We start from the raw sequence: 20,832 nt of genomic DNA on the forward strand, positions 1-20,832 counted from the left end.
GCTTATAGGAAAACCTATAAGTCTTAATTTTGTCAAAATAAATAGAAAATCGGCAAATATTATTTATACATATAAATAAAGTAAATTCCTAAGTATTACATTGTATTTTTATATTTGATGTATTGTTTAGGAATTTTAGACATGCAAAAATAAAGTTAAAGCCGAAATAAAGATAAAAGGGGATAAAAATGCTTAAAGAAACAGAAGAATTATTATTGAAAAATTACGGAATAGATAGGAATATATTTGAACTTTCTAAGGAAGTAGATCGGGATATACAGCCTCAGTTTAATAAGATGAGGGAGATAAGAGAGTATAATCAGCTTAAGGTTTTAAATGCAATGCAGGAAGCTCAATTAAGTGACAATCACTTTAACTGGACTACTGGATATGGCTATAATGACTTAGGTAGAGAAAAAGTTGAAGAGATATATGCAAGGGTATTTCACACAGAAGATGCTTTAGTAAGACCTCAGATAGTAAATGGTACTCACGCTCTTTCTCTTACTATACAGGGAATTGTGAGACCTGGAGATGAGATTCTTTCAATTACATCTGCACCTTATGATACTCTTCAGGGAGTAATAGGTATTAGAGAAGAAGTAGGATGTCTTAAAGAGTTTGGAGTAACTTATAAACAGGTAGAATTTTTAGAAGATGGAAATATAGATCTTGAAGGAGCTAAAGCTGCTATTAATGAAAAAACTAAACTTGTTATACTTCAGAGATCAAAGGGTTATGCATGGAGAAAATCACTAAGTATCAAAGATATTGAAGAAGCAATAAAGGCAGTAAAATCAGTAAGAGAAGATTTAATTGTAATGGTAGATAATTGCTATGGTGAATTTCTTGAAACAAAAGAACCTACAGATGTAGGAGCAGATGTAATCGCTGGATCTTTAATTAAAAATCCAGGAGGTGGTCTAGCTCTTGCAGGAGGATATATTGTAGGTAAAAAGGAATTAGTAGAATTAATTTCATATAGACTTACTTCACCAGGTATTGGTAAGGAATGTGGTTTAATGTTTGGTACAACAAGAAACATATTACAGGGCTTGTTCCAAGCTCCGTATGTAGTTTCTCAAGCTGTTATGGGAGCAGTATTTTGTGCTAGATTGTATGAAAAATTAGGATATAAGGTAAATCCAAAGTACGATGATGAAAGAAGTGACATTATACAGATAGTTCAGCTTCATGGTGCAGAAGAAGTTATTAAATTCTGTGAGGGAGTACAGGCAGCAGCGCCAGTGGATTCATTCGTTACACCTATTCCATGGGCTATGCCGGGATATGATGATGAGGTAATAATGGCTGCAGGTGCCTTTGTTCAAGGTTCTTCAATAGAACTTAGTGCAGATGCTCCTATAAGAGAACCATATAATGTATACTTCCAAGGTGGTATGACATATGATCACTCTAAGATGGGTTCTTTAAAAGCACTTGAAAGAATGGGAATACTTGACAAAGAGTAAATTATGAATTTAATTATAGCTTTAATTATTAATTAATATATAAAAAGCCGATTAACAAATAATCGGCTTTTTATTGATTTATATGGTTTTAAAATTTTATAACTCAATCGGATTTATTATTATTCCAATACTTGCAAGGTATTTCTTTAAACCATCTAAAGATATGGTAACCATTTTGTGATTAACATTAGGATGGAAATTTAAATCCTCTCCATTCATTACATTTTTATCTAAATAAAAAGTAACTTGTTTTTCTGTATCATTAATCAGAGAAAATGGATTTACAGATCCTGGAGTAAGATTAAGTACCTTCATAAGTCTTTCTGGTGATGCAAAAGATAGTCTAGTAGAGCCAATTTTGTCTCTTACATCTTTGATATCAACCTCTGCAGTATCTTCTGCAGTTATAAGGTAATACTTATTTCCTTTTGCATTTCTTAGAAATAAGTTTTTACAGTGTATACCATGAGTTCTATCTTTAATAGACTCTAACTCAGCAGCCGTAAAAACTGGATCGTGTTCGATAACAGAGTATTCGATACCAAGTTCATCGAGCTTATCATAAACTTTTTGTTCATTTTCTAAAATTTCCATGTATTGCCTCCTATAAATTAATTAATAATTACTTTGTTAAATTTTACTTATAATGAAATTATAACATATTGCATTATAAGATACAATGAAGAAAATTAACTCTAAACCACATAAAAAGCTATGTATTTTTATCGAAATAGAGAAAAATAGTATATATTATAAGATAAAATTTAGTAAATACTTTTGAAAAAATGTTGGATAAATAACAGTTTTTTCTAAGAATATACAACTATTATAGCTAAAAGTCTACTTTGACTATAAAGTTCTAATTTTTGGGTAAAAATATATATATGTATTATAAGATAGTAAAAAACAGATTTTAGGGATCTGTAAAATAATGCTATAATCAAGCAAGAACAAATCTATGCAAAATTATAAGTGTAAAAATGAAAGATTTAAAAATAAACTTGCAAAATATCTATAAGTAGTGTGTTTATTCAAAATATACACACATTGCTAATAAGATGGCAAAATCAAAGGGATATATTTTTGCATAAAACTATATATAGTATTGATAACTGGTCTTTTTATATTAAGAGCCACTATATGTGTAAAAGTTTAAAATAAATTTTTTATTTTTTTTTGAAGTTATTTTTCTTATGTATTTTAAGGTCTAAAAAGGGATATATCTTTAATACTATATGTTCATATAATATTGATACCATATAGATTAAGTTTTTAGGTTTTGTCAAATGAAAAATTGGAAAAAACGCTCTTGTTTTATTCTAGAAAATAACGTATACTTAATAGCGTAGAGACACAACATATTGTATTGAGAGATGAAAAATCTTCTATATATTGTGTAGTGCTTCATAATAGTTGACAACACATACCATGGGCATTTTGATGGTATCTAAGCGTAAAATAGCTGTAAGAGTGTTTTCATTTATTATGAATTATTAACATGTAAAAAATAAGATTTATTTTTACAAAAAAAGTTAAAATATCAATATAAAAACAAAAATGAATATGCTTTCAAAAAATATGCAATTATTAACTTTTATAAAAAATTTGAAAGCAGCCATAAGTATTTAAGAAAGCGAGTGAGTATTAATGTATGTAATCAAAAGAGATGGAACTTCTGTTCCTTTTGACAGGTCTAAAATAAGAATAGCAGTAGAGAAGGCTATGAAAAATGGGAGTGGTCTTTATCATCCAGACATAGCAGATGCTGTTTCAAGAGATTGCGAAAGTCACTTTTTAGAGCTAAATGAAACACCTACAATATATAAAATAGAAGGATATGTTTACGATAGACTAATTCACTATGATCATAGTGAAACAGCTAGAGCATATGAAGGTTATAGAGCTGTTCAGCAGTTTAAAAGACAAGTAAATACTACTGACGAATCAATTATGAAACTAATGAGAAAATCAAATGAAGACATAATGATGGAAAATTCTAACAAGAACGCTGTAATATGTTCTACACAGAGAGACTTAATTGCAGGGGAAGTATCTAAGGACATTGCTAGAAGAAAGTTAATACCACCACATATAGTTCAAGCTCATGATGAAGGTGCTATACACTGGCATGATATGGACTATACACTACAGCCTATATTTAACTGCTGTTTAATAAATATACAAGATATGTTAGATAACGGTACAGTAATAAATGAAAAAATGGTAGAAAGCCCAAAGTCATTTTCTACTGCATGTACTGTAACTACTCAGATAATGGCTCAGGTAGCAAGTAATCAGTATGGTGGACAGAGTATCACTATCAAGCATCTTGCCCCTTATCTAAGAAGAACAAAAGAAAAGTTTTATAAACTATACTTTGAGAAATATAATGATGAAAAATTAGCTGAAGAAATATCTGAAGACATGATGTTCAAAGATTTAAAAGACGGTGTTCAGACAATAAGATATCAGCTATCTACTTTAATGACAACTAATGGTCAAGCACCATTTGCAACTATATATCTTGAAATTGAAGAAGGTAGTGAATATGAAAGAGAAATGGCACTTATTTGCGAAGAAATGATACGCCAGAGACTAGAGGGAATGAAAAACTATAAGGGACAAAATGTCGGAGAGGCATTTCCTAAGTTAGTTTACCTATTAGATGAAAATAATTGTCTAGAAGGTGGAAAGTATGACTATATAACAAAGTTAGCCGCAGAGTGTACTGCTAAGAGATTAGTTCCAGACTATCAGAGTGCAAAGATAATGAGACAGAACTATGCAGGATGTACATTCCCACCTATGGGCTGTAGATCACACCTTTCACCTTGGAAGGACGAAAACGGAAACTACAAGTGGTATGGAAGATTCAATCAGGGGGTTGTATCTTTAAATCTTCCTCAGATAGCTATTTTATCAGATGGTAAAATGGGACAGTTCTGGAATATATTTGATCAAAGGCTAGAATTGTGTAAGGAAGCACTTTTATGCAGACATAATATGCTAAAAGGAACTTTATCAGATGTATCTCCTATACACTGGCAACACGGAGCTATATCAAGATTAAATAAGGGTGAAAAAATAGACAAGCTTCTAATGGACGGTTACTCAACTTTATCTCTTGGTTATGTAGGTATTTATGAAATGGTGTACTCAATGCTTGGAGTGAGCCACACAACTCCTGAAGGACAGAAATTTGCAATGGATGTAATGCAGCATATGAAAGATGCCTGTGATAGATGGAGAACAGAAACAGGACTTGGATTTAGTTTATACGGAACTCCAGCAGAATCACTTGTATATAGATTCTGTAGAATAGATAAAGCAAGATTTGGAGAAATAGAAGGTGTAACAGATAAACTTTATTATACAAATTCATATCATGTAAATGTATGTGAAGAAATAGATGCCTTCAGTAAACTTAAGTTTGAAGCTCCTTTCCATGGTATATCTACTGGTGGTTGTATATCATATATAGAAGTACCTGATATGAGTAAGAATCTAGACGCAGTAGAACAGATAATTAACTTTATATACCATAATATTCAGTACGCTGAAATAAATACTAAGCCAGACGTATGCTACTCTTGTGGATATACAGGTGAAATACAGTTAGATGAAAATCTTGAATGGTATTGTCCTTCATGTGGAAATAGAAATCCAGATGAAATGCAGGTTATGAGACGTACTTGTGGATATATTGGAACTAATTTCTGGAACAAGGGACGTACTCAGGAAATAGGAGATAGAGTACTTCACTTATAAAAACGATTAAAAAACATAGAACAATATAGCGAATAGAAAAACAAAAACTTAAAAGAACAAAGAAAATTTAACAAAAAGGGTACAGAGTTTAATAACGAGGTACCCTTTTTACATATGAAAAATACCATGCCTGCTAAAAGTATTACTATAAATATTATTTGAAATTAATATAAATGAAAAAAAATCTTAAAAAGACATGGTATAATCTAGAAAGATGCGTTTAACTTGCTGCTTTTAGCAAAAAGAGTGTTGACATATAATTAAAAGGTATAAAAATCAGATAAAAATTTTATCCGATTTTAACTTAGGGGGATTTAGATGAGATATAGTAAAATAAGAAAATATGATGTTACAAATGGTCCAGGAGTAAGAACTACTATTTTTGTTTCAGGTTGTACTCATAACTGTGAAGATTGTTTTAACAAAGAACTTCAGGATTTTGAACATGGCGATTTGTGGACTGATAAAACAGAAGATGAATTTGTAAAGTATGTTTCCAATCCAATGGTTGTTGGAATAAATGTTCTTGGTGGAGAGCCACTACAACAGACTATGGACGACAGTTTGGTAAAGCTTCTTAAAAGAATAAAAAAAGAATTTCCAGAAAAAACTATCTGGTTATGGACAGGAGATTTATTTGAAGAAGCTATGGAAAATGATAAAAAGAAAAAGATTATAGAGTATGTAGACGTATTAATAGATGGACCATTTAAAAAAGAACTGAGAAATATTAAATTGAAATACAGAGGATCTGAAAACCAGAGAGTAATAGATGTTCAGGAAACACTTAAAAAAGGTGAGATAGTAAATTATAAAGTAAAAGAAAATGTATAAATATAAATTGTTTTATAGTAGAGATAGAAGTAATTATTTTATCTCTACTATTTTTTTGATTTTATAAAAACTTTCTAAGAATACTTTGCTAACAAAACTATTTCTGTGAAGCGATTTATTTTTAATTTGTTTTTTAAATATATGATTAAAAATAATATGTAAAATATATTTTTATAGAATATATTAATCAAAACTCTATAATCCTTGTAAGCTCTAGATTATAAAGGCTTATCTAAATGAAATCTTAATTAGAACTTAATAAAAACATATTTTAAAATATAAAAATAGAGGTTGACATATTTTTTCTTAGGTATTATAATCCAATTAGAATATTTTGATACTCAAAATAAAAAGGAGAGGATTTTATGGATATAGATTTTATAAATGAATTAGCAGTTATATTAAATGACAAGAATATACAAGAACTTGAGTATAGTTCTTGTAATGAAAGAATTAGATTGGTAAAGAATATTGAAGTAAAAGCTCATGAAAATGAAAAACATTTTAAGGGTCAAAGTGATTCTAATGATAAGGTGGATATTGCTTCAGTAAATGCTATAGAAAATAAAAATGAAGAAGTGGATTTTAGTTTAAAGAAAGATTTAGATATAGGTCTAGATACAGAAAAAATAACAGCAAATATGATAGGAACTTTTTATAGAAAACCAGCCCCTGATGAAGAAGAGTTTGTCAAAGTAGGAAGCAAGGTCAAAAAGGGTGATGTCATAGGAATTATAGAGTCAATGAAATTATTAAATGAGATGAAGTCTCCCTTTGATTGTGAAATAAAGAAGGTTTTAGCTGATGATGAGGAAGTAGTTGAGTTTGGACAGGCTCTATTTGAAGTGAAGGTGATTTAGTTGCCGAATAAAATAAAAAAAGTGTTGATAGCCAATAGAGGCGAAATAGCTGTAAGAATAATTAGAAGCTTAAAAGATATGGGAATAAAGAGCGTGGCTGTATTTTCAGAAGTAGATAGGGAGTCCCTTCATACTAGAATTGCTGATGAGTGTATATGTGTTGGTCCTAAAAATGCAAAAGAAAGTTATTTAAATAAAATACAAATTATTAATGCAGCAATTGTTACTGGTGCAGATGCAATTCATCCTGGTTTTGGATTTTTAGCAGAAGATCCTGAATTTGCTAAGCTGTGTGAAATATATAATATAAAATTTATAGGTCCAAGCAGTAAGGTAATAGGACTTATGGGCAATAAAGATGTATCTAAAAAGATGATGCAAAGTATAGATATTCCAGTTGTTCCTGGAAGCGATGGGATTGTGGAAACAGTTGCTTTGGCAAAGGAAATTTCAAGAAAAATCGGCTACCCAGTAATTGTGAAAGCAAGATCTGGTGGTGGCGGAAAAGGAATGAGAATTATAAATTCCGAAGATGAGTTGGAAAATAGTTTTAAAGCTGCTAAAAAAGAAGCTGAAAACGCATTTGGTGATGGAGCTTTGTATATTGAAAAATATATTGTAAAACCGAGACACATTGAAGTTCAAATTTTGGCAGATGAGTTTGGAAATGTTATTCATTTAGGTGCTAGAGATTGCTCTATTCAGATGAATCATCAAAAGGTAATTGAAGAAGCTCCTCCAACTGCTATTTCAAAAGAAATAATGGATAAACTTTATGAGATATCTATAAAAGCCGCTAAATATGTAGGATATAGCAATGTTGGTACAATTGAATATTTGGTGTCTGAAAACAATGAAGTATTCTTTATGGAAATGAATACTAGAATTCAGGTAGAACATCCAGTAACAGAAATGGTAACAGGTATTGATATAGTAAAGGAGCAAATAAATATTGCTTCAAAAAAGAAGTTATCTTACAAACAGGATGATATAAAAATAGAAGGTTGTGCAATAGAATGTAGAATAAATGCATATGACTCTGATAGAAACTTCATTCCTAGTGTAGGAAAAATTGATTGCTTGAATATTCCTGGAGGATATGGAGTAAGGGTAGACAGTTCTATATACCAAGGTTATGATATTTCACCTTTTTACGATTCAATGTTGGCTAAGGTAATTTGCTTTGGTAAAACAAGGGAAGAGGCTATTAATATAATGGACAGAGCCTTAGATGAATTTATAGTTGAGGGTGTAAAAACAAATATTAAGTTTAACAAAATGATAATGAACGACATTGACTATATTCAAAATAATTATTCTACTTCATTTTTAGAAGATAAGGTGAGAAGAGAAGGAGAATAGTGATTATATGATATTAGAGCATTTTAAAAGAAAAAAATATAAACCTGTAGAAACGATAAATATACAAGCAGATATGTTGACCAAGTGTCCAGAATGTGGAAGTATGATACTAAAAAATGATGTATCAAAAAGTTTTAAAATCTGTCCCTCTTGTGATAAGTATTTGAAAATGACTGCCAAAGAGAGAATAAAAAGTTTATTAGATAGTGAAAGCTTTGTTGAATATTTTAAAGAAAAGAAAATTAGAGATCCTCTTGATTTTCCAGAATATAAAGATAAGCAGAATCTTCTCAGAAAAACTACTGGAAATGATGAAGCAGTAGTTTGCGGTATAGGTAAAATAGAAGGTCATAAAGTTGTAATTGCAGTTATGGATCCCTATTTTATGATGGGAAGTATGGGGAGTACAGTAGGAGAAAAAATAACTAAAAGTATAGAATTATCTATAAAGAAAAAGTTGCCTTTAATTATATTTACTGCATCAGGTGGAGCTAGAATGCAAGAAGGAATGTATTCTCTAATGCAGATGGCAAAGACATCTCAAGCTATTGCCAAACAAAAAGAGAAAGATTTGTTATACATTTCTGTGATGACAGATCCTACTACTGGTGGAGTAAGTGCAAGTTTTGCTAATCTTGGAGATATTATTATTGCAGAAAAAGGTGCATTAATTGGATTTGCAGGGCAAAGAGTAATCAAGCAGGTTACAGGTACAAACTTACCTGAAGGATTTCAAAGAGCAGAATTTTTATTAGAACATGGATTGATAGATATGATAGTAAAAAGAGATGAACTTAAAGAAACTTTGAGCAATATATTGAAAATCCATAATAGGCAGAAAAAGGGTGGGAAATAATATGAAAGCAATGGATAAAGTTAGAGCATCGAGACATCCTCAAAGACTAAAAGCTAAGGATTATATTGAATATATGTGTGAGCCTTTTATAGAACTTCATGGAGATAGGTTATATTCTGATGATGATACTATAATTGCTGGTATTGCTATGATAGATGAGTATTCTGTAATGGTTATTGCTCAACAAAAAGATAGAAACTTTGGAATGCCAAATCCAGAAGGATATAGAAAGGCTCTTAGACTTGCCAAATATGCAGAAAAGTATAAATTCCCCTTGATAACACTTATAGATACTCCAGGAGCAGGCTGTGGCATAGAGGCAGAAGAAAGAGGACAGTCTGTAGCAATTGCAAACTGTTTATTAGAGTTTGCTAATCTACAAATTCCTACATTATCAATTGTGATAGGTGAAGGAGGCAGTGGTGGGGCTTTGGCTTTAGGAGTAACAGATGAAATATGGATGTTAGAAAATAGTGTGTATTCTATTTTATCACCAGAAGGATTTTCTAGTATTCTTTGGAAGGACCCAAGTAGAAAAGAAGAAGCAGCAGAATTAATGAGAATGACTAGCCATGATTTACTTGAGGATGGCTTTATAGACAAGATAATTAAAGAAGATGGTGGACAAATATACCACTTGAAAATTGAAATTTTAAAATATTTGGAAAAATATTCTTCGCTTTCTGCAAGCAAATATATAAAGAAAAGATATGATAAATACAGAAGAATCTTAGGCTAGTGGAGGTGAATGAATTGGATGATAAGTTAAACTATGAAAATAGTAGAAAAATAATTAATGATATAATAGTTGAGCTTTTTAAAAATATTTTAACTATAGAAGAAAGGTCTTTGAGAAACAGAGGTATAAGAGATCTTTCAATGACTGAAATACATACAATTGAAGCTATTGGTAAAGGTAGCTACAAAACTATGTCAGAAATTGCAGAAGCACTTAATATTACAATGGGAACACTGACTATAAGTATTAATAGACTGGAAAGTAAAGACTATGTTTATAGAAGTAAAGATCCTAATGATAGGAGAGTAGTCTTGGCAAGTTTGACAAAAAAAGGAGAATTAGTTGATAAAATACACAAAAACTTCCATGATGAAATGATTGATCATGTAATGGTTGATTTAAAATTAGATGAGGATCAGGCTTTAATTAACGCTTTAAAAAATATCAATGAATTTTTCCTAAAAGAATATGGAGGTAAAAATGTCTATTAAAATAATATCAATAGGTTCATATGTTGCAGGAAAAGTTTTAGACAATCATATGTTATCTGAAATGGTAGATACAAACAATCAATGGATAGTAGAAAGGACAGGAATAGAAACTAGATATATTGCTGAAGATATAACTACAGAAGAACTTGCCTATAATAGTTGTAAAAATGCACTTGATAAAATAGATATCGATATAAATGAGGTGGGTTTGTTAATTAGCTCTACTATTTCAAACGATACAGTAGTTCCATCATCATCTTTTACAATATCAGGGAAACTAGGTATTGAAAGTGCAGTATGTTTTGACTTAAATGCAGCTTGTAGTGGATTTGTATATTCTTTGGCAGTTGCAAAGTCTTTTATGGAATCTACAAATATAAAGTATGCCATATTAGTAGGTGCAGAGAGACTATCTAAATATGTTGATTGGAAAGATAGATCTACCTGTATATTATTCGGTGATGGAGCAGGTTGTACAATTTTAGAAAATACTTGCTATGAAAAGAATTTAAATAAGCGAGATAACAAAGTTAATGAAGAAGACAATATTTCAGATAAAAAGTTAGCCTTAGAACTTATAGATAGTGTATTAGGTGGCAAATATGATCAAAATAGATATCTAACTATTAGTTCAAAATTAAGCCCGAAAGATAGCGATAGCTTTATTAGAATGAATGGTAGACAGATATATAAATTTGCTACAGAAATAGGTGTGAAAGTTATAGAGGAATTGTTATTAAAAAACAATATTGATAAAAAAGATGTATGTTTGATAATACCACACCAATCAAATCAAAGAATAATAGAAACACTAGCGATTAAAAGTAAAATAGAAATTGAAAAATGGTTTGTAAACTTGGAAAAGTATGGAAATACTTCGTCTGCAAGTGTTCCTATAGCCCTTGATGAAGCTTTGGGGAAATTTGATTTTCAAAGTAATAAAGGAAAATATATTATTATATTGGCTTTTGGTGGCGGTTTAAGCTACGGAGCGTCTTTGTTGAAAATTAATTAGCTATTAAAAATAGATGGCTATATTAATAAATATTTATTTATAAAAAACTTAGAAAAGAGGTAATAAAATGTTAGAAAAAATCAAAGAAATATTAGCAGAACAGTTAGATGTTGAATTAGAGGAAGTAAAAGATAATAGTGATATTCAGGAAGATCTAGGAGCAGATTCTCTAGATGTTATGGATATAATGACTGAAATTGAAGCAGAGTTTGATATAGAAGTAGAAGATGAGGAAATTGAAAATCTTAGAACTCCCGCAAAAATTGAAGAATATTTAAAGAGAAAGTAAAGAGCTTTCAAAAGATAAGGAGTATGATATGGGAAAAATAGAGAATAATGATATATGTGATTTGTTAGGTATTGAGTATCCTATTTTTCAAGGAGGGATGGCATGGGTATCAGATGCCGATTTAGCTGCAGCAGTTTCAAATGCAGGTGGATTAGGAATAATTGCTGCAGGAAATGCTCCAAAAGAATGGATCGTTGAAGAGATAAGAAAGGCAAAAGCCAAAACTAACAAACCTTTTGCAGTAAATGTAATGCTATTAAGTCCCTTTGTAGAGGATATTGTAGATGCAGTAATAGAAGAAAAAGTAGAAATAGTAGTTACTGGTGCAGGTAATCCTGGTAAGTATTTTAAAAAACTAAACGAACATGGTGTAAAAATAATACCAGTAGTACCTTCTGTGGCTCAGGCTATAAGAATGGAAAGAAATGATGGAGTAGTTGCACTAATAGCTGAAGGTGCTGAAGCTGGAGGTCATATAGGTGTAACAAATACTATGTCTTTAATTCCTCAAATTGTAGATGCAGTAAATATTCCTGTAATAGCAGCAGGTGGTATTGCTGATGGAAGAGGGATGGCAGCAAGTTTTTGCTTGGGTGCATCTGCTGTTCAAGTTGGAACTAGATTTCTAGTTGCAGATGAATGTAATGCAGCAGATTCATATAAAGAAAAAGTTCTTAAGGCAAAAGATACAGCTACAATGGTAACAGGCAACTCAACAGGTCATCCAGTTAGAGTAATAAAAAATAAATTCGCAAAAAAGTTTAAAAAAATGGAAGATGAAAATGCAGACATAGAGAAACTTGAAGCTTTCAGTTCAGGTAGCCTAAGACGAGCAGTAGTAGAAGGAGATATAGATAATGGTTCTATAATGGCAGGACAAATTGCAGGGCTAGTGAAAGAAAGAAAGTCTTGTAAGGCTATTATAGAAGATCTAATAAATATGTATGAAAGGACGGTTATATCAATCAATGACTAAAAAAGTTGCCCTTCTTTTTCCTGGTCAAGGATCTCAGTATGAGGGCATAGGAAAGGATATAATCAACTCTAATCTAGAAATAGCTAATATATATAAGAAGTTGGACATACTGACAGATATGGAGACTGCTCAAATAATATTAGATGCCAAAAAAGAAGATTTATCTAAAACAAGATATGCACAATTAGCAATTTTTTTAGATAGTGTATTATTGTGCGATGAGTTTATGAATAGATATGGTGAGCATATTGAAGTAGTAAGCTCAACAGGATTAAGTCTAGGAGAATACTCAGCAATTTGTTCAAGTGGAGTATTTGATATTGAAGAAGGTATCAATCTAATAAAAGAAAGAGGTAAAATAATGGAAACAGCCGCTTCAGGAAAAGGTGGAATGTTGGCAGTAATGAAATCTGATTTTAAAACTGTTTCCAATATAATATTAGAAGTTAAAAAAGAAAACAAGGGAGTAATCGATATTTGTAATCTAAACTCTCCAGCACAGATAGTTGTAGGTGGAGAGTTTAATCTTCTTGAAAAGTTTAAAGAAAAGTGTCTAGAAAGTAAAATAAAGTCTATAATAGACTTAGATGTAGAAGGACCTTTTCATACAGAAGTTTTAAAAGAAGCCTCTGTTGAATTTGCTAAAATTCTTGATAAAATTCAATATAAAAAGCCTAGATATAAGGTGTATTCAAATTATGATGCTAAAGAGTATTTAGAAATTATTGAGTTTTCGTCAAAATTACAAAAACAGATGTATTCGCCAGTATATTTTGAAAAAATAATTAGAAACATGCTTGAAGATGGAGTAAATGATTTTATCGAAATAGGACCAGGTAGAACTTTAAAAAGCTTTGTTAAAAAAATTGATCGTAAAGCTAATGTTTATAATATCCAAAATATAGAAGATATAGAAAACTATCAGCTATAAATTACACGATAATTTGTAAAGGAGTTCATAAGGAGGATTTATGAATAAGTTAGAAAATAAAAAAATTGCCTTTGTAACAGGCGGTTCAAGAGGCATAGGTAGAGCAATAGTAGAAAAATTAGGCAAAGATGGATTTATAGTTGGTTTTAACTATGTTAATTCAGAAGAAAAAGCCAATGAATTTGTGTCAGAACTAAAGTCAAATGGAATTGATGCTTTTTGTCTTAAATTTGATGTTGGTGATTACAAAGAAACAGAAAGTGCTATTTCAAAAATTCAAAATGAAATAGGAATTATAGATGTTTTGGTTAATAATGCAGGTATAACAAAAGATAAGTTGTTTATTAGAATGAAAGAAAATGATTTTGAGGATGTAATAGATATAAATCTTAAAGGCACATTTAATTGCACTAAACAAGTTGCAAGTAAAATGATGAGACAAAAAAATGGTAGAATAATAAATATATCGTCAATATCTGCAATAGTTGGAAATCCAGGTCAAGTAAATTATTCAGCATCAAAAGCTGGAGTTATAGGTCTTACTAGAACCTTGGCAGCTGAGCTTGGATCTTATGGTGTAACTGTAAATGCAATTGCACCAGGTTTTATAAAGACTGATATGACAGATGTTTTATCAGACAATATAAAAGAAAAAATTATTAATTCGATACCACTTAAATCTATTGGTTATCCAGAAGATATTGCAAATGCTGTTTCATTTCTTGTAGGTGATTCAGGAAGATATATAACTGGACAAGTTATAAGTATAGATGGTGGTTTATCTGCAATATAGAGAGGATGTTTATGAGTAGAAGAGTAGTAATTACTGGTGCTGGAGTAATATCTCCAGTAGGAAATAATGTTGAAGATTTTATAGAAAATATTATTAAATGTAAAAATGGAATAGACTATATAAGCCTATTTGACAACTCTCAATATAAAACTAAACTAGCAGCAGAAGTGAAAAATTTCAATCCCAAAGATTATGGAGTAGATGCTTCCAAAAAGAAGGACAGATTTGTCCAATTTGCAATAGCTGCATCAAAAGAAGCATTGAGAAACAGCGAACTTGTAATAGATGAAAGCAATAAACACAGAACAGGTATAGTAATGGGAAGTGGAATAGGTGGACTAGCTACCATACAAAGTGAATTTGAAAAATTTATGAATAAGGGACCTAAGAAAGTTTCTTCTCACTTTATACCGAAGGCTATTATAAATATGGCTGCAGGTCATCTTTCAATAGAGCTTGGAACTAGAGGGGTATGTACATCTAGTGTTACTGCATGTGCAACAGGTACAGATTCTATAGGTCATGCATATAGACTAATAAAAGATGGATATCAGGATCTAGTATTTGCAGGAGGATGTGAAGCAAGTGTATGTGATTTGGGAATAGCAGGTTTTGAGGCTATGTCAGCTTTGAGCTTTTCAGATGACATTAAAAGAGCTTCAATTCCTTTTGACAAAGATAGAAATGGATTTGTTATGGGAGAAGGAGCAGCAGTACTGCTTTTAGAGTCTTTAGATTCAGCCATTGAAAGAAATGCAAATATAATTTGTGAAGTAGTAGGTTTTGGTCAATCAAGTGATGCATATCATATTACAGCACCTAGGCCAGATGCAGAAGGTGCAATGTATTCTATGAAATATGCAATTGAAGAGGCAGGTATAGAAGTAGAAGATGTAGATTATATTAATGCACATGGCACAAGTACTCAAATGAATGACTCAATTGAAACAGAAGCTATCAAAAAATTATTCAAAGAGCATAGCTATAATCTAGCAATTTCCTCTACAAAAAGTATGACTGGTCATATGCTAGGTGCAGCTGGTGCTATAGAAGCTTTGATTTGCTGCTATGCTTTAAATAGATCTTTTATACCAGCTACAATAAATTATAAAGAAAAAGACAGTGATTGTGATTTAGATTATGTAGTTGAAGGAACTAGATATAAAGATATCAAGTATTCTCTATCTAATTCACTAGGATTTGGTGGTCATAATTCATCTTTATTATTTAAAAAATTTGAATAAACACTATTTTCCCTAATGATAAAATTTTAAAAAACGTTATTGCTTTTTAAAAACTTTAAAGGCTATTTGATAATGTATACAAAAAATATTATATTAGTGATTTTAGTTTTATGGAATATGAAGGAGTAGAAATGCTTAATATAGAAGAAATTAAAAAGATAATACCACATAGGTATCCATTTTTACTAATAGATAATGTTGTAGATATGGAAATAGGAAAGAGCTGTCATGCCGTAAAGTGCATAACTGCTACAGAACCTTGGTTTCAGGGCCATTTTCCAGAGTACAATGTAATGCCAGGAGTTTTGTTAATAGAGGCTATGGCACAAGCAGGTGCAGTTTCTATCTTGTCTATTGAGGAAAATAAGGGTAAAATTGCATTTTTTTCAGGAATAAAGAATGCTAAGTTTAGAAAAGAAGTTCGTCCAGGAGATAAGATTGATATTTTTGTAAATATAATAAAAATGAGGAAGCAGTTTGGAGTTGGAGAGGGAAAGATATACTCCGATGGAGAATTGTGTGTTGAAGGAGAAATTAGCTTCTTTCTTGGAGAATAATATGTATATTTCAGACAGCGGAGTACAGAACAATATATTTTGTACTCCGCTATCTTTTGTATTCGCGGTTTAGAAGTTTAAAAAAATTCAATTCTCCAAGCCTTGAAAAAACTAGAGTTTTAAAAAAATAGAAAAAAATACACAAAATTATGTATTACAAATACATAATTTTGTGTATAATATTAAAAATAGGGATTAAGAAATACAGTTTTAAAAATTCATATTTAAATTGGAGGATATTATGATTACATTTTTAATCGGACTTGCGATTTTGTTAATTGGCGGAATACTTTACGGTAGATTCGTTGAAAAAATCTTCGGTCCAGATGACAGACCAACTCCAGCCGTAGAAATCAATGACGGAGTTGACTATGTACCTATGAAAGAACGTAAAAACGCACTTATTGAATTACTAAATATTGCAGGAACAGGACCAATTCTTGGACCGATACAGGGAATTCTTTTTGGACCAATTGCATTTATATTAATACCTATTGGATGTGTACTAGGTGGTGCTGTACACGATTATTTAACTGGAATGATATCTATTAGAAGCGGTGGAAAGCAGATGCCCGCACTTATTCAAGATCATCTTGGTTCAAAGGTTTACAAAGTATACAATATATTCGTTATATTCTTAATGATACTTGTCGGTGCAGTATTTATATATACACCAGGAGATCTTATAGTAGGTAGTCTTTTAAAGCAGCAGTCAGTTGTAAATAACCCTGTTGTTTGGCTTGTTTACGGATGTATTTTTGCTTACTATCTAGCGGCCACATTATTTCCTATAGATAAAATAATAGGAAAAATCTATCCTATATTTGGTATAATACTTTTATTATCAGCTGTTGGTATTTTCTTTGGATTATTTGTAAGAGGATATCACTTAACTAATTTAAGTTCTACAAATTGGATGGGTGTTCACCCAAATAAAGTACCTCTATTACCAGTATTCTTTGTAACAGTTGCTTGTGGTATAGTTTCTGGATTCCATTCAACTCAGGCTACTTTGATAGGTAGATCTGTTTCAAATGAAAAAGAAGGTAGAAAGACTTTCTATGATATGATGATATTAGAAGGTTTTATTGCTATGATATGGGCTGCAGCTGCAATGGGAATATACAACAAAGGTGTTGCTCCACAACTTGTAGGTAAGCCACAAGTAATTGGTATAGTAGCATATGATATGCTTGGTAAGATTGGTGGACTAATAGCTGTTCTTGGTATTATAGTTCTTCCTATAACTTCAGGAGATACATCTTTACGTGCAGCAAGATTGATGATTGCAGATGCAATTGGATACGATCAATCTAAACCTGCAAATAGAATAAAGCTATCTATCTGTATATTTCTACCAGTGGCGCTTATACTTGTATTTGCAAAACTTTCTCCAGAAGGTTTTAATATATTATGGCAGTATTTTGCATGGGCAAATCAGACGATAGCAATATTTGCATTTGCTATGATTACTCTTTATCTATATAAGTTAAAGAAACCATATATGATTACATTAATACCTGGTATGTTCTATGCATATGTAATATCAGCATACTTATTAGGAGCTAAGATTGGATTCAATCTTCCACAGAATACAGCAAATGTAATTGGAGTTATATTTGCTCTAATATACGCAATCGCCATTATAAGAACTGGGAAAAAGGCTCTAGAAAATAAAGAAAGATTAGCATAAAAAATTAAACTGTTTATTTCATATAAATAATTCCTATATAATAAATTTTGTTATATAAATATATAGCATTGAGAATAATTATAACTTTTGCTTGTTATAGCAAGGGTTATAATTATTTTTTTATAATTTAGAATCGGGTTATTCAACAAAATTATCAGAACTTAATAAATTTTGTTGAAATTGCCTTTACAATATGTTATATTAGAGGAGTAAAAAAATTCACTTAGAAAATTCTTTAAAATACAAATTTAATAATGCAAGATACAGCATAGTATAGGCTATTAATACATATCCTAATACTGTTTTTAATATATAAATTTCAAGAAATAAAATATCAAAAGTTAAAAAAATAACCATTGTAGTAATTCTCAATCTCTTAGATAATAAAGCAAGAAATTGCTTATTATAAATTATAAGATTAATGGAGGTTTTTATCAATTATGGAAAAAAGTATAAGAAAAGGTTTTCCAAAGGCTTTTTGGCTGTGTAGTTGTTCAGAAATTTTTGAGCGTCTGTCTTATTATTTAGGTAGATCACTTATTCTGATATTTATAACTACAGCAGTTGTGAATGGTGGTTTAGGCTTGTCTGACAAAGTAGGAGCAAATATGCAAGCCAATTTAACTGCATTTTCATATTTAGGTTCTATATTTGGCGCTGTGATAGTAGATAGGTTTATAGGTGCTAAATATACAACTCCAGTTGGCATGGTAATAACAGGTATAGGTTATTATATGGGTGCTATAGCAACTGGAATAGGGCAGATATATCTTATGATACTTCTTGTAAGTGTCGGTCTTGGTCTATTTAAAAACGGACCATTGCTTGGTCGTATTATCACAGACAAAGAACAAATGGACTCTGCTTTTTCAATTAGATATACATTAGTAAATGTAGGAGCTCTAATAGGGACTTTTGCAGTTGGTATCCTATACAAGGATGTTTTTGCTAAAAACGGAGTATATGGTTTTGCTCCATGTTTTAAGCTCGCAGCTCTTGTAATGATAATAGGAGCTATTTACTATGCAACTATTTGTTGGAAAGCTATGGGAAAAGTCGGTACACGTCCGTTTAAGATGGAAAAAACTAAAGAAGAATTAGAATTAGAAAAAGAAGAAGCTTTCAAGAATAAAGACAATAGACCTCTTACTACAAGGGAAAAGAAAAGAATCGGTGCAATTATACTTGCTTCAATTTTTTCAATAATTTTCTGGATATTCTGGTATCTTGCATATCTACCAGTATACTATTACTGGTCAGAAAACATGAACTGGGTAATAGCTGGTTATCAGATTCCTGCTACTTGGTTTGATGCAGCAAATTCACTGTTCTGTGTTATACTAGGACCAACAATGGCAGTTCTTTGGATGAAGCTTGCTGAAAGACCACAGGGTGACATGAGTTTATTTAGAAAAACTGGTATAGGAATAGGAATTATAGGTGTAGGATATATATTCTATGCAATGATAGATATTATGCGTCACGGAGCAAAGGCAAGTGTGCTTTGGTTGATAGTATTTGCACTACTTCTTACTTTAGGAGAAATGTTCTTCTCACCACTGGGCTCATCATTTATAAGTAAATATTCTCCAAGTAAGTATCTTGGTTTAATGATGTCAATGTGGGGAATTGCAGTATTTATATCAGCTAAACTATATGGATACGCATATGGTTATCTATTTGCTGGTAAGTTTAAATTTACTACAGCTTGCTTTATAGTTGCAGCAATAGCTTTTGCATCAGCAATACTCTTATTTTTACTAGATAAACGATTGTCTTCATTGGTTGAGGATTAGAAAATATTTAAGTTAATGGAGGTTTTTTATGAAAGTTTCAGAAAGAGTTGATGTACTTAGAAAGAAAATGGCAGAAAAGAACATAGACGTATATGTTGTTCCATCTGCTGATTATCATCAGAGTGAGTATGTTGGAGAACATTTTAAATCAAGAGAATTTATTACTGGATTTACAGGTTCTGCAGGTACAGCAGTATTTACAAAGGACGAAGCAGGGATGTGGACTGATGGAAGATACTTTATACAGGCTGAAATGCAGATGAAGGGAACTGGAGTAGAACTAAGAAAAATGGGTGAACCAGGAGTTCCAACTGTAACAGAATACATAGAAAGTGTCCTTCCTGAAGGTGGTACTATCGGATTTGACGGTAGAGTAGTATCTGTTGGTGAAGGTGAAGAATACGATGGAATAATAAATAGAAAGAACGGTAAAATTTCATATGAAAACGACTTTATCGCTGAAATATGGACAGATAGACCTCCTCTTTCTCAAGAACCAATATTCTATCTTGAAGAAAAATATACAGGAGAATCTACAGCTCATAAGCTTAAAAGAGTAAGAGAAGTAATGGCTAAAAATGGAGCAAATGCTCATATTATAGCTACTCTTGACGATTCAGGTTGGCTATTTAACATAAGAGGAAATGACGTTGAATTCTTCCCTCTAATATTATGTTATTCAATGGTTCTTGAAGATAAGGCTATACTTTACATAGAAGAATCAAAGGTAAGTGATGAAATAAAGGCAATTCTTGCAAAGGACAATGTAGAATTAAGACCTTACAATGATATATATGAAGATGTTAAGGAATTTGGAAAGGGAGACACAATACTTATAGACCCTAGAAGACTTAACTATGCCCTATATAACAACATCTCAAAGGATGTTAAGGTAGTGGAAGAAATGAACCCTACAGTTTTATTTAAGGCAATGAAGAATGAAGTAGAAATAGAAAACATAAAGAAGGCTGAAGTTATGGACTCTATAACACATGCTAAATTTATGTATTGGTTAAAGAATGATGCCCTTAAGGAAGGTGCAACAGAAATGAGCGCAAGTGATAAGCTTGAATCATTGAGAAAAGAACATCCAAGTTACAAGTGGCAGTCTTTTGCTCCAATAAGCTCATATGGTGAACATGCAGCTATGTGTCAC

General features: G+C 31.1%; 19 protein-coding genes. 18 read left to right on the forward strand and 1 reads right to left on the reverse strand.

From position 1 onward, the window contains the following. Positions 1 to 188 precede the first annotated feature (188 nt). On the forward strand, positions 189 to 1,472 hold the full coding sequence (locus BMY82_RS06155; protein ID WP_091975685.1) for a methionine gamma-lyase family protein: 1,284 nt from the start codon (positions 189 to 191) through the stop codon (positions 1,470 to 1,472). Positions 1,473 to 1,568: 96 nt separating this feature from the next. Here the strand turns inward: BMY82_RS06155 and BMY82_RS06160 are convergent, their stop codons facing one another. Beyond that, the gene (locus tag BMY82_RS06160) at positions 1,569 to 2,066 is read right to left on the reverse strand and encodes a prolyl-tRNA synthetase associated domain-containing protein (RefSeq protein ID WP_091975686.1); all 498 of its coding nucleotides are present in this window, start codon (positions 2,064 to 2,066) and stop codon (positions 1,569 to 1,571) included. A gap of 1,053 nt (positions 2,067 to 3,119) precedes the next feature. Here BMY82_RS06160 and nrdD point away from each other — a divergent pair. From nrdD to BMY82_RS06245, 17 genes are all read left to right on the forward strand, one after another. Beyond that, the gene (gene nrdD, locus BMY82_RS06165) at positions 3,120 to 5,240 is read left to right on the forward strand and encodes an anaerobic ribonucleoside-triphosphate reductase (protein WP_091975687.1); all 2,121 of its coding nucleotides are present in this window, start codon (positions 3,120 to 3,122) and stop codon (positions 5,238 to 5,240) included. Positions 5,241 to 5,558: 318 nt separating this feature from the next. Further along, positions 5,559 to 6,074 (forward strand): anaerobic ribonucleoside-triphosphate reductase activating protein, encoded by a 516-nt coding sequence (gene nrdG / locus BMY82_RS06170; protein WP_091975688.1) that lies wholly within the window; start codon positions 5,559 to 5,561, stop codon positions 6,072 to 6,074. A 365-nt stretch (positions 6,075 to 6,439) separates the two neighbouring features. After that, positions 6,440 to 6,934 carry an acetyl-CoA carboxylase biotin carboxyl carrier protein gene (locus tag BMY82_RS06175; protein ID WP_091975689.1) on the forward strand — a complete coding sequence of 165 codons (495 nt, stop codon included), beginning with the start codon at positions 6,440 to 6,442 and terminating at the stop codon, positions 6,932 to 6,934. Further along, complete coding sequence (gene accC / locus BMY82_RS06180) at positions 6,935 to 8,296, forward strand: acetyl-CoA carboxylase biotin carboxylase subunit (RefSeq protein ID WP_091975690.1); 1,362 nt, start codon at positions 6,935 to 6,937, stop codon at positions 8,294 to 8,296. It begins immediately after the preceding gene. A gap of 7 nt (positions 8,297 to 8,303) precedes the next feature. Continuing rightward, positions 8,304 to 9,152 (forward strand): acetyl-CoA carboxylase, carboxyltransferase subunit beta, encoded by an 849-nt coding sequence (gene accD / locus BMY82_RS06185; RefSeq protein ID WP_091975691.1) that lies wholly within the window; start codon positions 8,304 to 8,306, stop codon positions 9,150 to 9,152. Between the two features lies 1 nt (position 9,153). Beyond that, a complete protein-coding gene (locus tag BMY82_RS06190; protein WP_091975692.1) occupies positions 9,154 to 9,891 on the forward strand; it encodes a carboxyl transferase domain-containing protein in 738 nt (245 codons plus the stop codon). 14 nt (positions 9,892 to 9,905) lie between these two features. Beyond that, entirely contained in the window at positions 9,906 to 10,382 is a 477-nt protein-coding gene (locus tag BMY82_RS06195) for a MarR family winged helix-turn-helix transcriptional regulator (RefSeq protein WP_091975693.1), read from the forward strand. Continuing rightward, the gene (locus BMY82_RS06200; RefSeq protein ID WP_091975694.1) at positions 10,372 to 11,397 is read left to right on the forward strand and encodes a beta-ketoacyl-ACP synthase 3; all 1,026 of its coding nucleotides are present in this window, start codon (positions 10,372 to 10,374) and stop codon (positions 11,395 to 11,397) included. Before BMY82_RS06195 ends, BMY82_RS06200 begins: the two co-directional genes overlap by 11 nt. A gap of 67 nt (positions 11,398 to 11,464) precedes the next feature. Continuing rightward, positions 11,465 to 11,686 carry an acyl carrier protein gene (locus BMY82_RS06205; RefSeq protein ID WP_091975695.1) on the forward strand — a complete coding sequence of 74 codons (222 nt, stop codon included), beginning with the start codon at positions 11,465 to 11,467 and terminating at the stop codon, positions 11,684 to 11,686. Positions 11,687 to 11,714: 28 nt separating this feature from the next. Continuing rightward, positions 11,715 to 12,662: an enoyl-[acyl-carrier-protein] reductase FabK gene (gene fabK / locus BMY82_RS06210; protein ID WP_091975696.1), complete on the forward strand. Its 948-nt coding sequence runs from the start codon at positions 11,715 to 11,717 to the stop codon at positions 12,660 to 12,662. Beyond that, positions 12,631 to 13,593 (forward strand): ACP S-malonyltransferase, encoded by a 963-nt coding sequence (locus tag BMY82_RS06215; protein ID WP_242938931.1) that lies wholly within the window; start codon positions 12,631 to 12,633, stop codon positions 13,591 to 13,593. Before fabK ends, BMY82_RS06215 begins: the two co-directional genes overlap by 32 nt. A 40-nt stretch (positions 13,594 to 13,633) precedes the next feature. Beyond that, entirely contained in the window at positions 13,634 to 14,386 is a 753-nt protein-coding gene (gene fabG / locus BMY82_RS06220; RefSeq protein WP_091975698.1) for a 3-oxoacyl-[acyl-carrier-protein] reductase, read from the forward strand. A gap of 11 nt (positions 14,387 to 14,397) precedes the next feature. Then, the gene (gene fabF, locus BMY82_RS06225; protein ID WP_091975699.1) at positions 14,398 to 15,630 is read left to right on the forward strand and encodes a beta-ketoacyl-ACP synthase II; all 1,233 of its coding nucleotides are present in this window, start codon (positions 14,398 to 14,400) and stop codon (positions 15,628 to 15,630) included. A 131-nt stretch (positions 15,631 to 15,761) separates the two neighbouring features. Beyond that, complete coding sequence (fabZ, locus tag BMY82_RS06230; RefSeq protein ID WP_091975704.1) at positions 15,762 to 16,187, forward strand: 3-hydroxyacyl-ACP dehydratase FabZ; 426 nt, start codon at positions 15,762 to 15,764, stop codon at positions 16,185 to 16,187. Positions 16,188 to 16,428: 241 nt separating this feature from the next. Beyond that, positions 16,429 to 17,880 (forward strand): carbon starvation CstA family protein, encoded by a 1,452-nt coding sequence (locus tag BMY82_RS06235; RefSeq protein WP_091975700.1) that lies wholly within the window; start codon positions 16,429 to 16,431, stop codon positions 17,878 to 17,880. Positions 17,881 to 18,320: 440 nt separating this feature from the next. Beyond that, on the forward strand, positions 18,321 to 19,676 hold the full coding sequence (locus BMY82_RS06240) for a peptide MFS transporter (protein WP_091975701.1): 1,356 nt from the start codon (positions 18,321 to 18,323) through the stop codon (positions 19,674 to 19,676). A gap of 28 nt (positions 19,677 to 19,704) precedes the next feature. Continuing rightward, positions 19,705 to 20,832 (forward strand): aminopeptidase P family N-terminal domain-containing protein (locus BMY82_RS06245; protein ID WP_180366749.1); only part of this gene is annotated, 1,128 nt, incomplete at its 3' end.

Origin of the sequence: Peptostreptococcus russellii, assembly GCF_900110295.1 — a bacterium.
GTDB lineage: Bacteria > Bacillota > Clostridia > Peptostreptococcales > Peptostreptococcaceae > Peptostreptococcus > Peptostreptococcus russellii_A.

Excerpts from the sequence above, each read along its gene's own strand:
- BMY82_RS06155 (WP_091975685.1), top strand. The coding sequence starts at position 189 with ATGCTTAAAGAAACAGAAGAATTATTATTGAAAAATTACGGAATAGAT.
- BMY82_RS06160 (WP_091975686.1), bottom strand. The coding sequence starts at position 2,066 with ATGGAAATTTTAGAAAATGAACAAAAAGTTTATGATAAGCTCGATGAA.
- nrdD (WP_091975687.1), top strand. The coding sequence starts at position 3,120 with ATGTATGTAATCAAAAGAGATGGAACTTCTGTTCCTTTTGACAGGTCT.
- nrdG (WP_091975688.1), top strand. The coding sequence starts at position 5,559 with ATGAGATATAGTAAAATAAGAAAATATGATGTTACAAATGGTCCAGGA.
- BMY82_RS06175 (WP_091975689.1), top strand. The coding sequence starts at position 6,440 with ATGGATATAGATTTTATAAATGAATTAGCAGTTATATTAAATGACAAG.
- accD (WP_091975691.1), top strand. The coding sequence starts at position 8,304 with ATGATATTAGAGCATTTTAAAAGAAAAAAATATAAACCTGTAGAAACG.
- BMY82_RS06190 (WP_091975692.1), top strand. The coding sequence starts at position 9,154 with ATGAAAGCAATGGATAAAGTTAGAGCATCGAGACATCCTCAAAGACTA.
- BMY82_RS06200 (WP_091975694.1), top strand. The coding sequence starts at position 10,372 with ATGTCTATTAAAATAATATCAATAGGTTCATATGTTGCAGGAAAAGTT.
- BMY82_RS06205 (WP_091975695.1), top strand. The coding sequence starts at position 11,465 with ATGTTAGAAAAAATCAAAGAAATATTAGCAGAACAGTTAGATGTTGAA.
- fabK (WP_091975696.1), top strand. The coding sequence starts at position 11,715 with ATGGGAAAAATAGAGAATAATGATATATGTGATTTGTTAGGTATTGAG.
- BMY82_RS06215 (WP_242938931.1), top strand. The coding sequence starts at position 12,631 with ATGAAAGGACGGTTATATCAATCAATGACTAAAAAAGTTGCCCTTCTT.
- fabG (WP_091975698.1), top strand. The coding sequence starts at position 13,634 with ATGAATAAGTTAGAAAATAAAAAAATTGCCTTTGTAACAGGCGGTTCA.
- fabF (WP_091975699.1), top strand. The coding sequence starts at position 14,398 with ATGAGTAGAAGAGTAGTAATTACTGGTGCTGGAGTAATATCTCCAGTA.
- fabZ (WP_091975704.1), top strand. The coding sequence starts at position 15,762 with ATGCTTAATATAGAAGAAATTAAAAAGATAATACCACATAGGTATCCA.
- BMY82_RS06235 (WP_091975700.1), top strand. The coding sequence starts at position 16,429 with ATGATTACATTTTTAATCGGACTTGCGATTTTGTTAATTGGCGGAATA.
- BMY82_RS06240 (WP_091975701.1), top strand. The coding sequence starts at position 18,321 with ATGGAAAAAAGTATAAGAAAAGGTTTTCCAAAGGCTTTTTGGCTGTGT.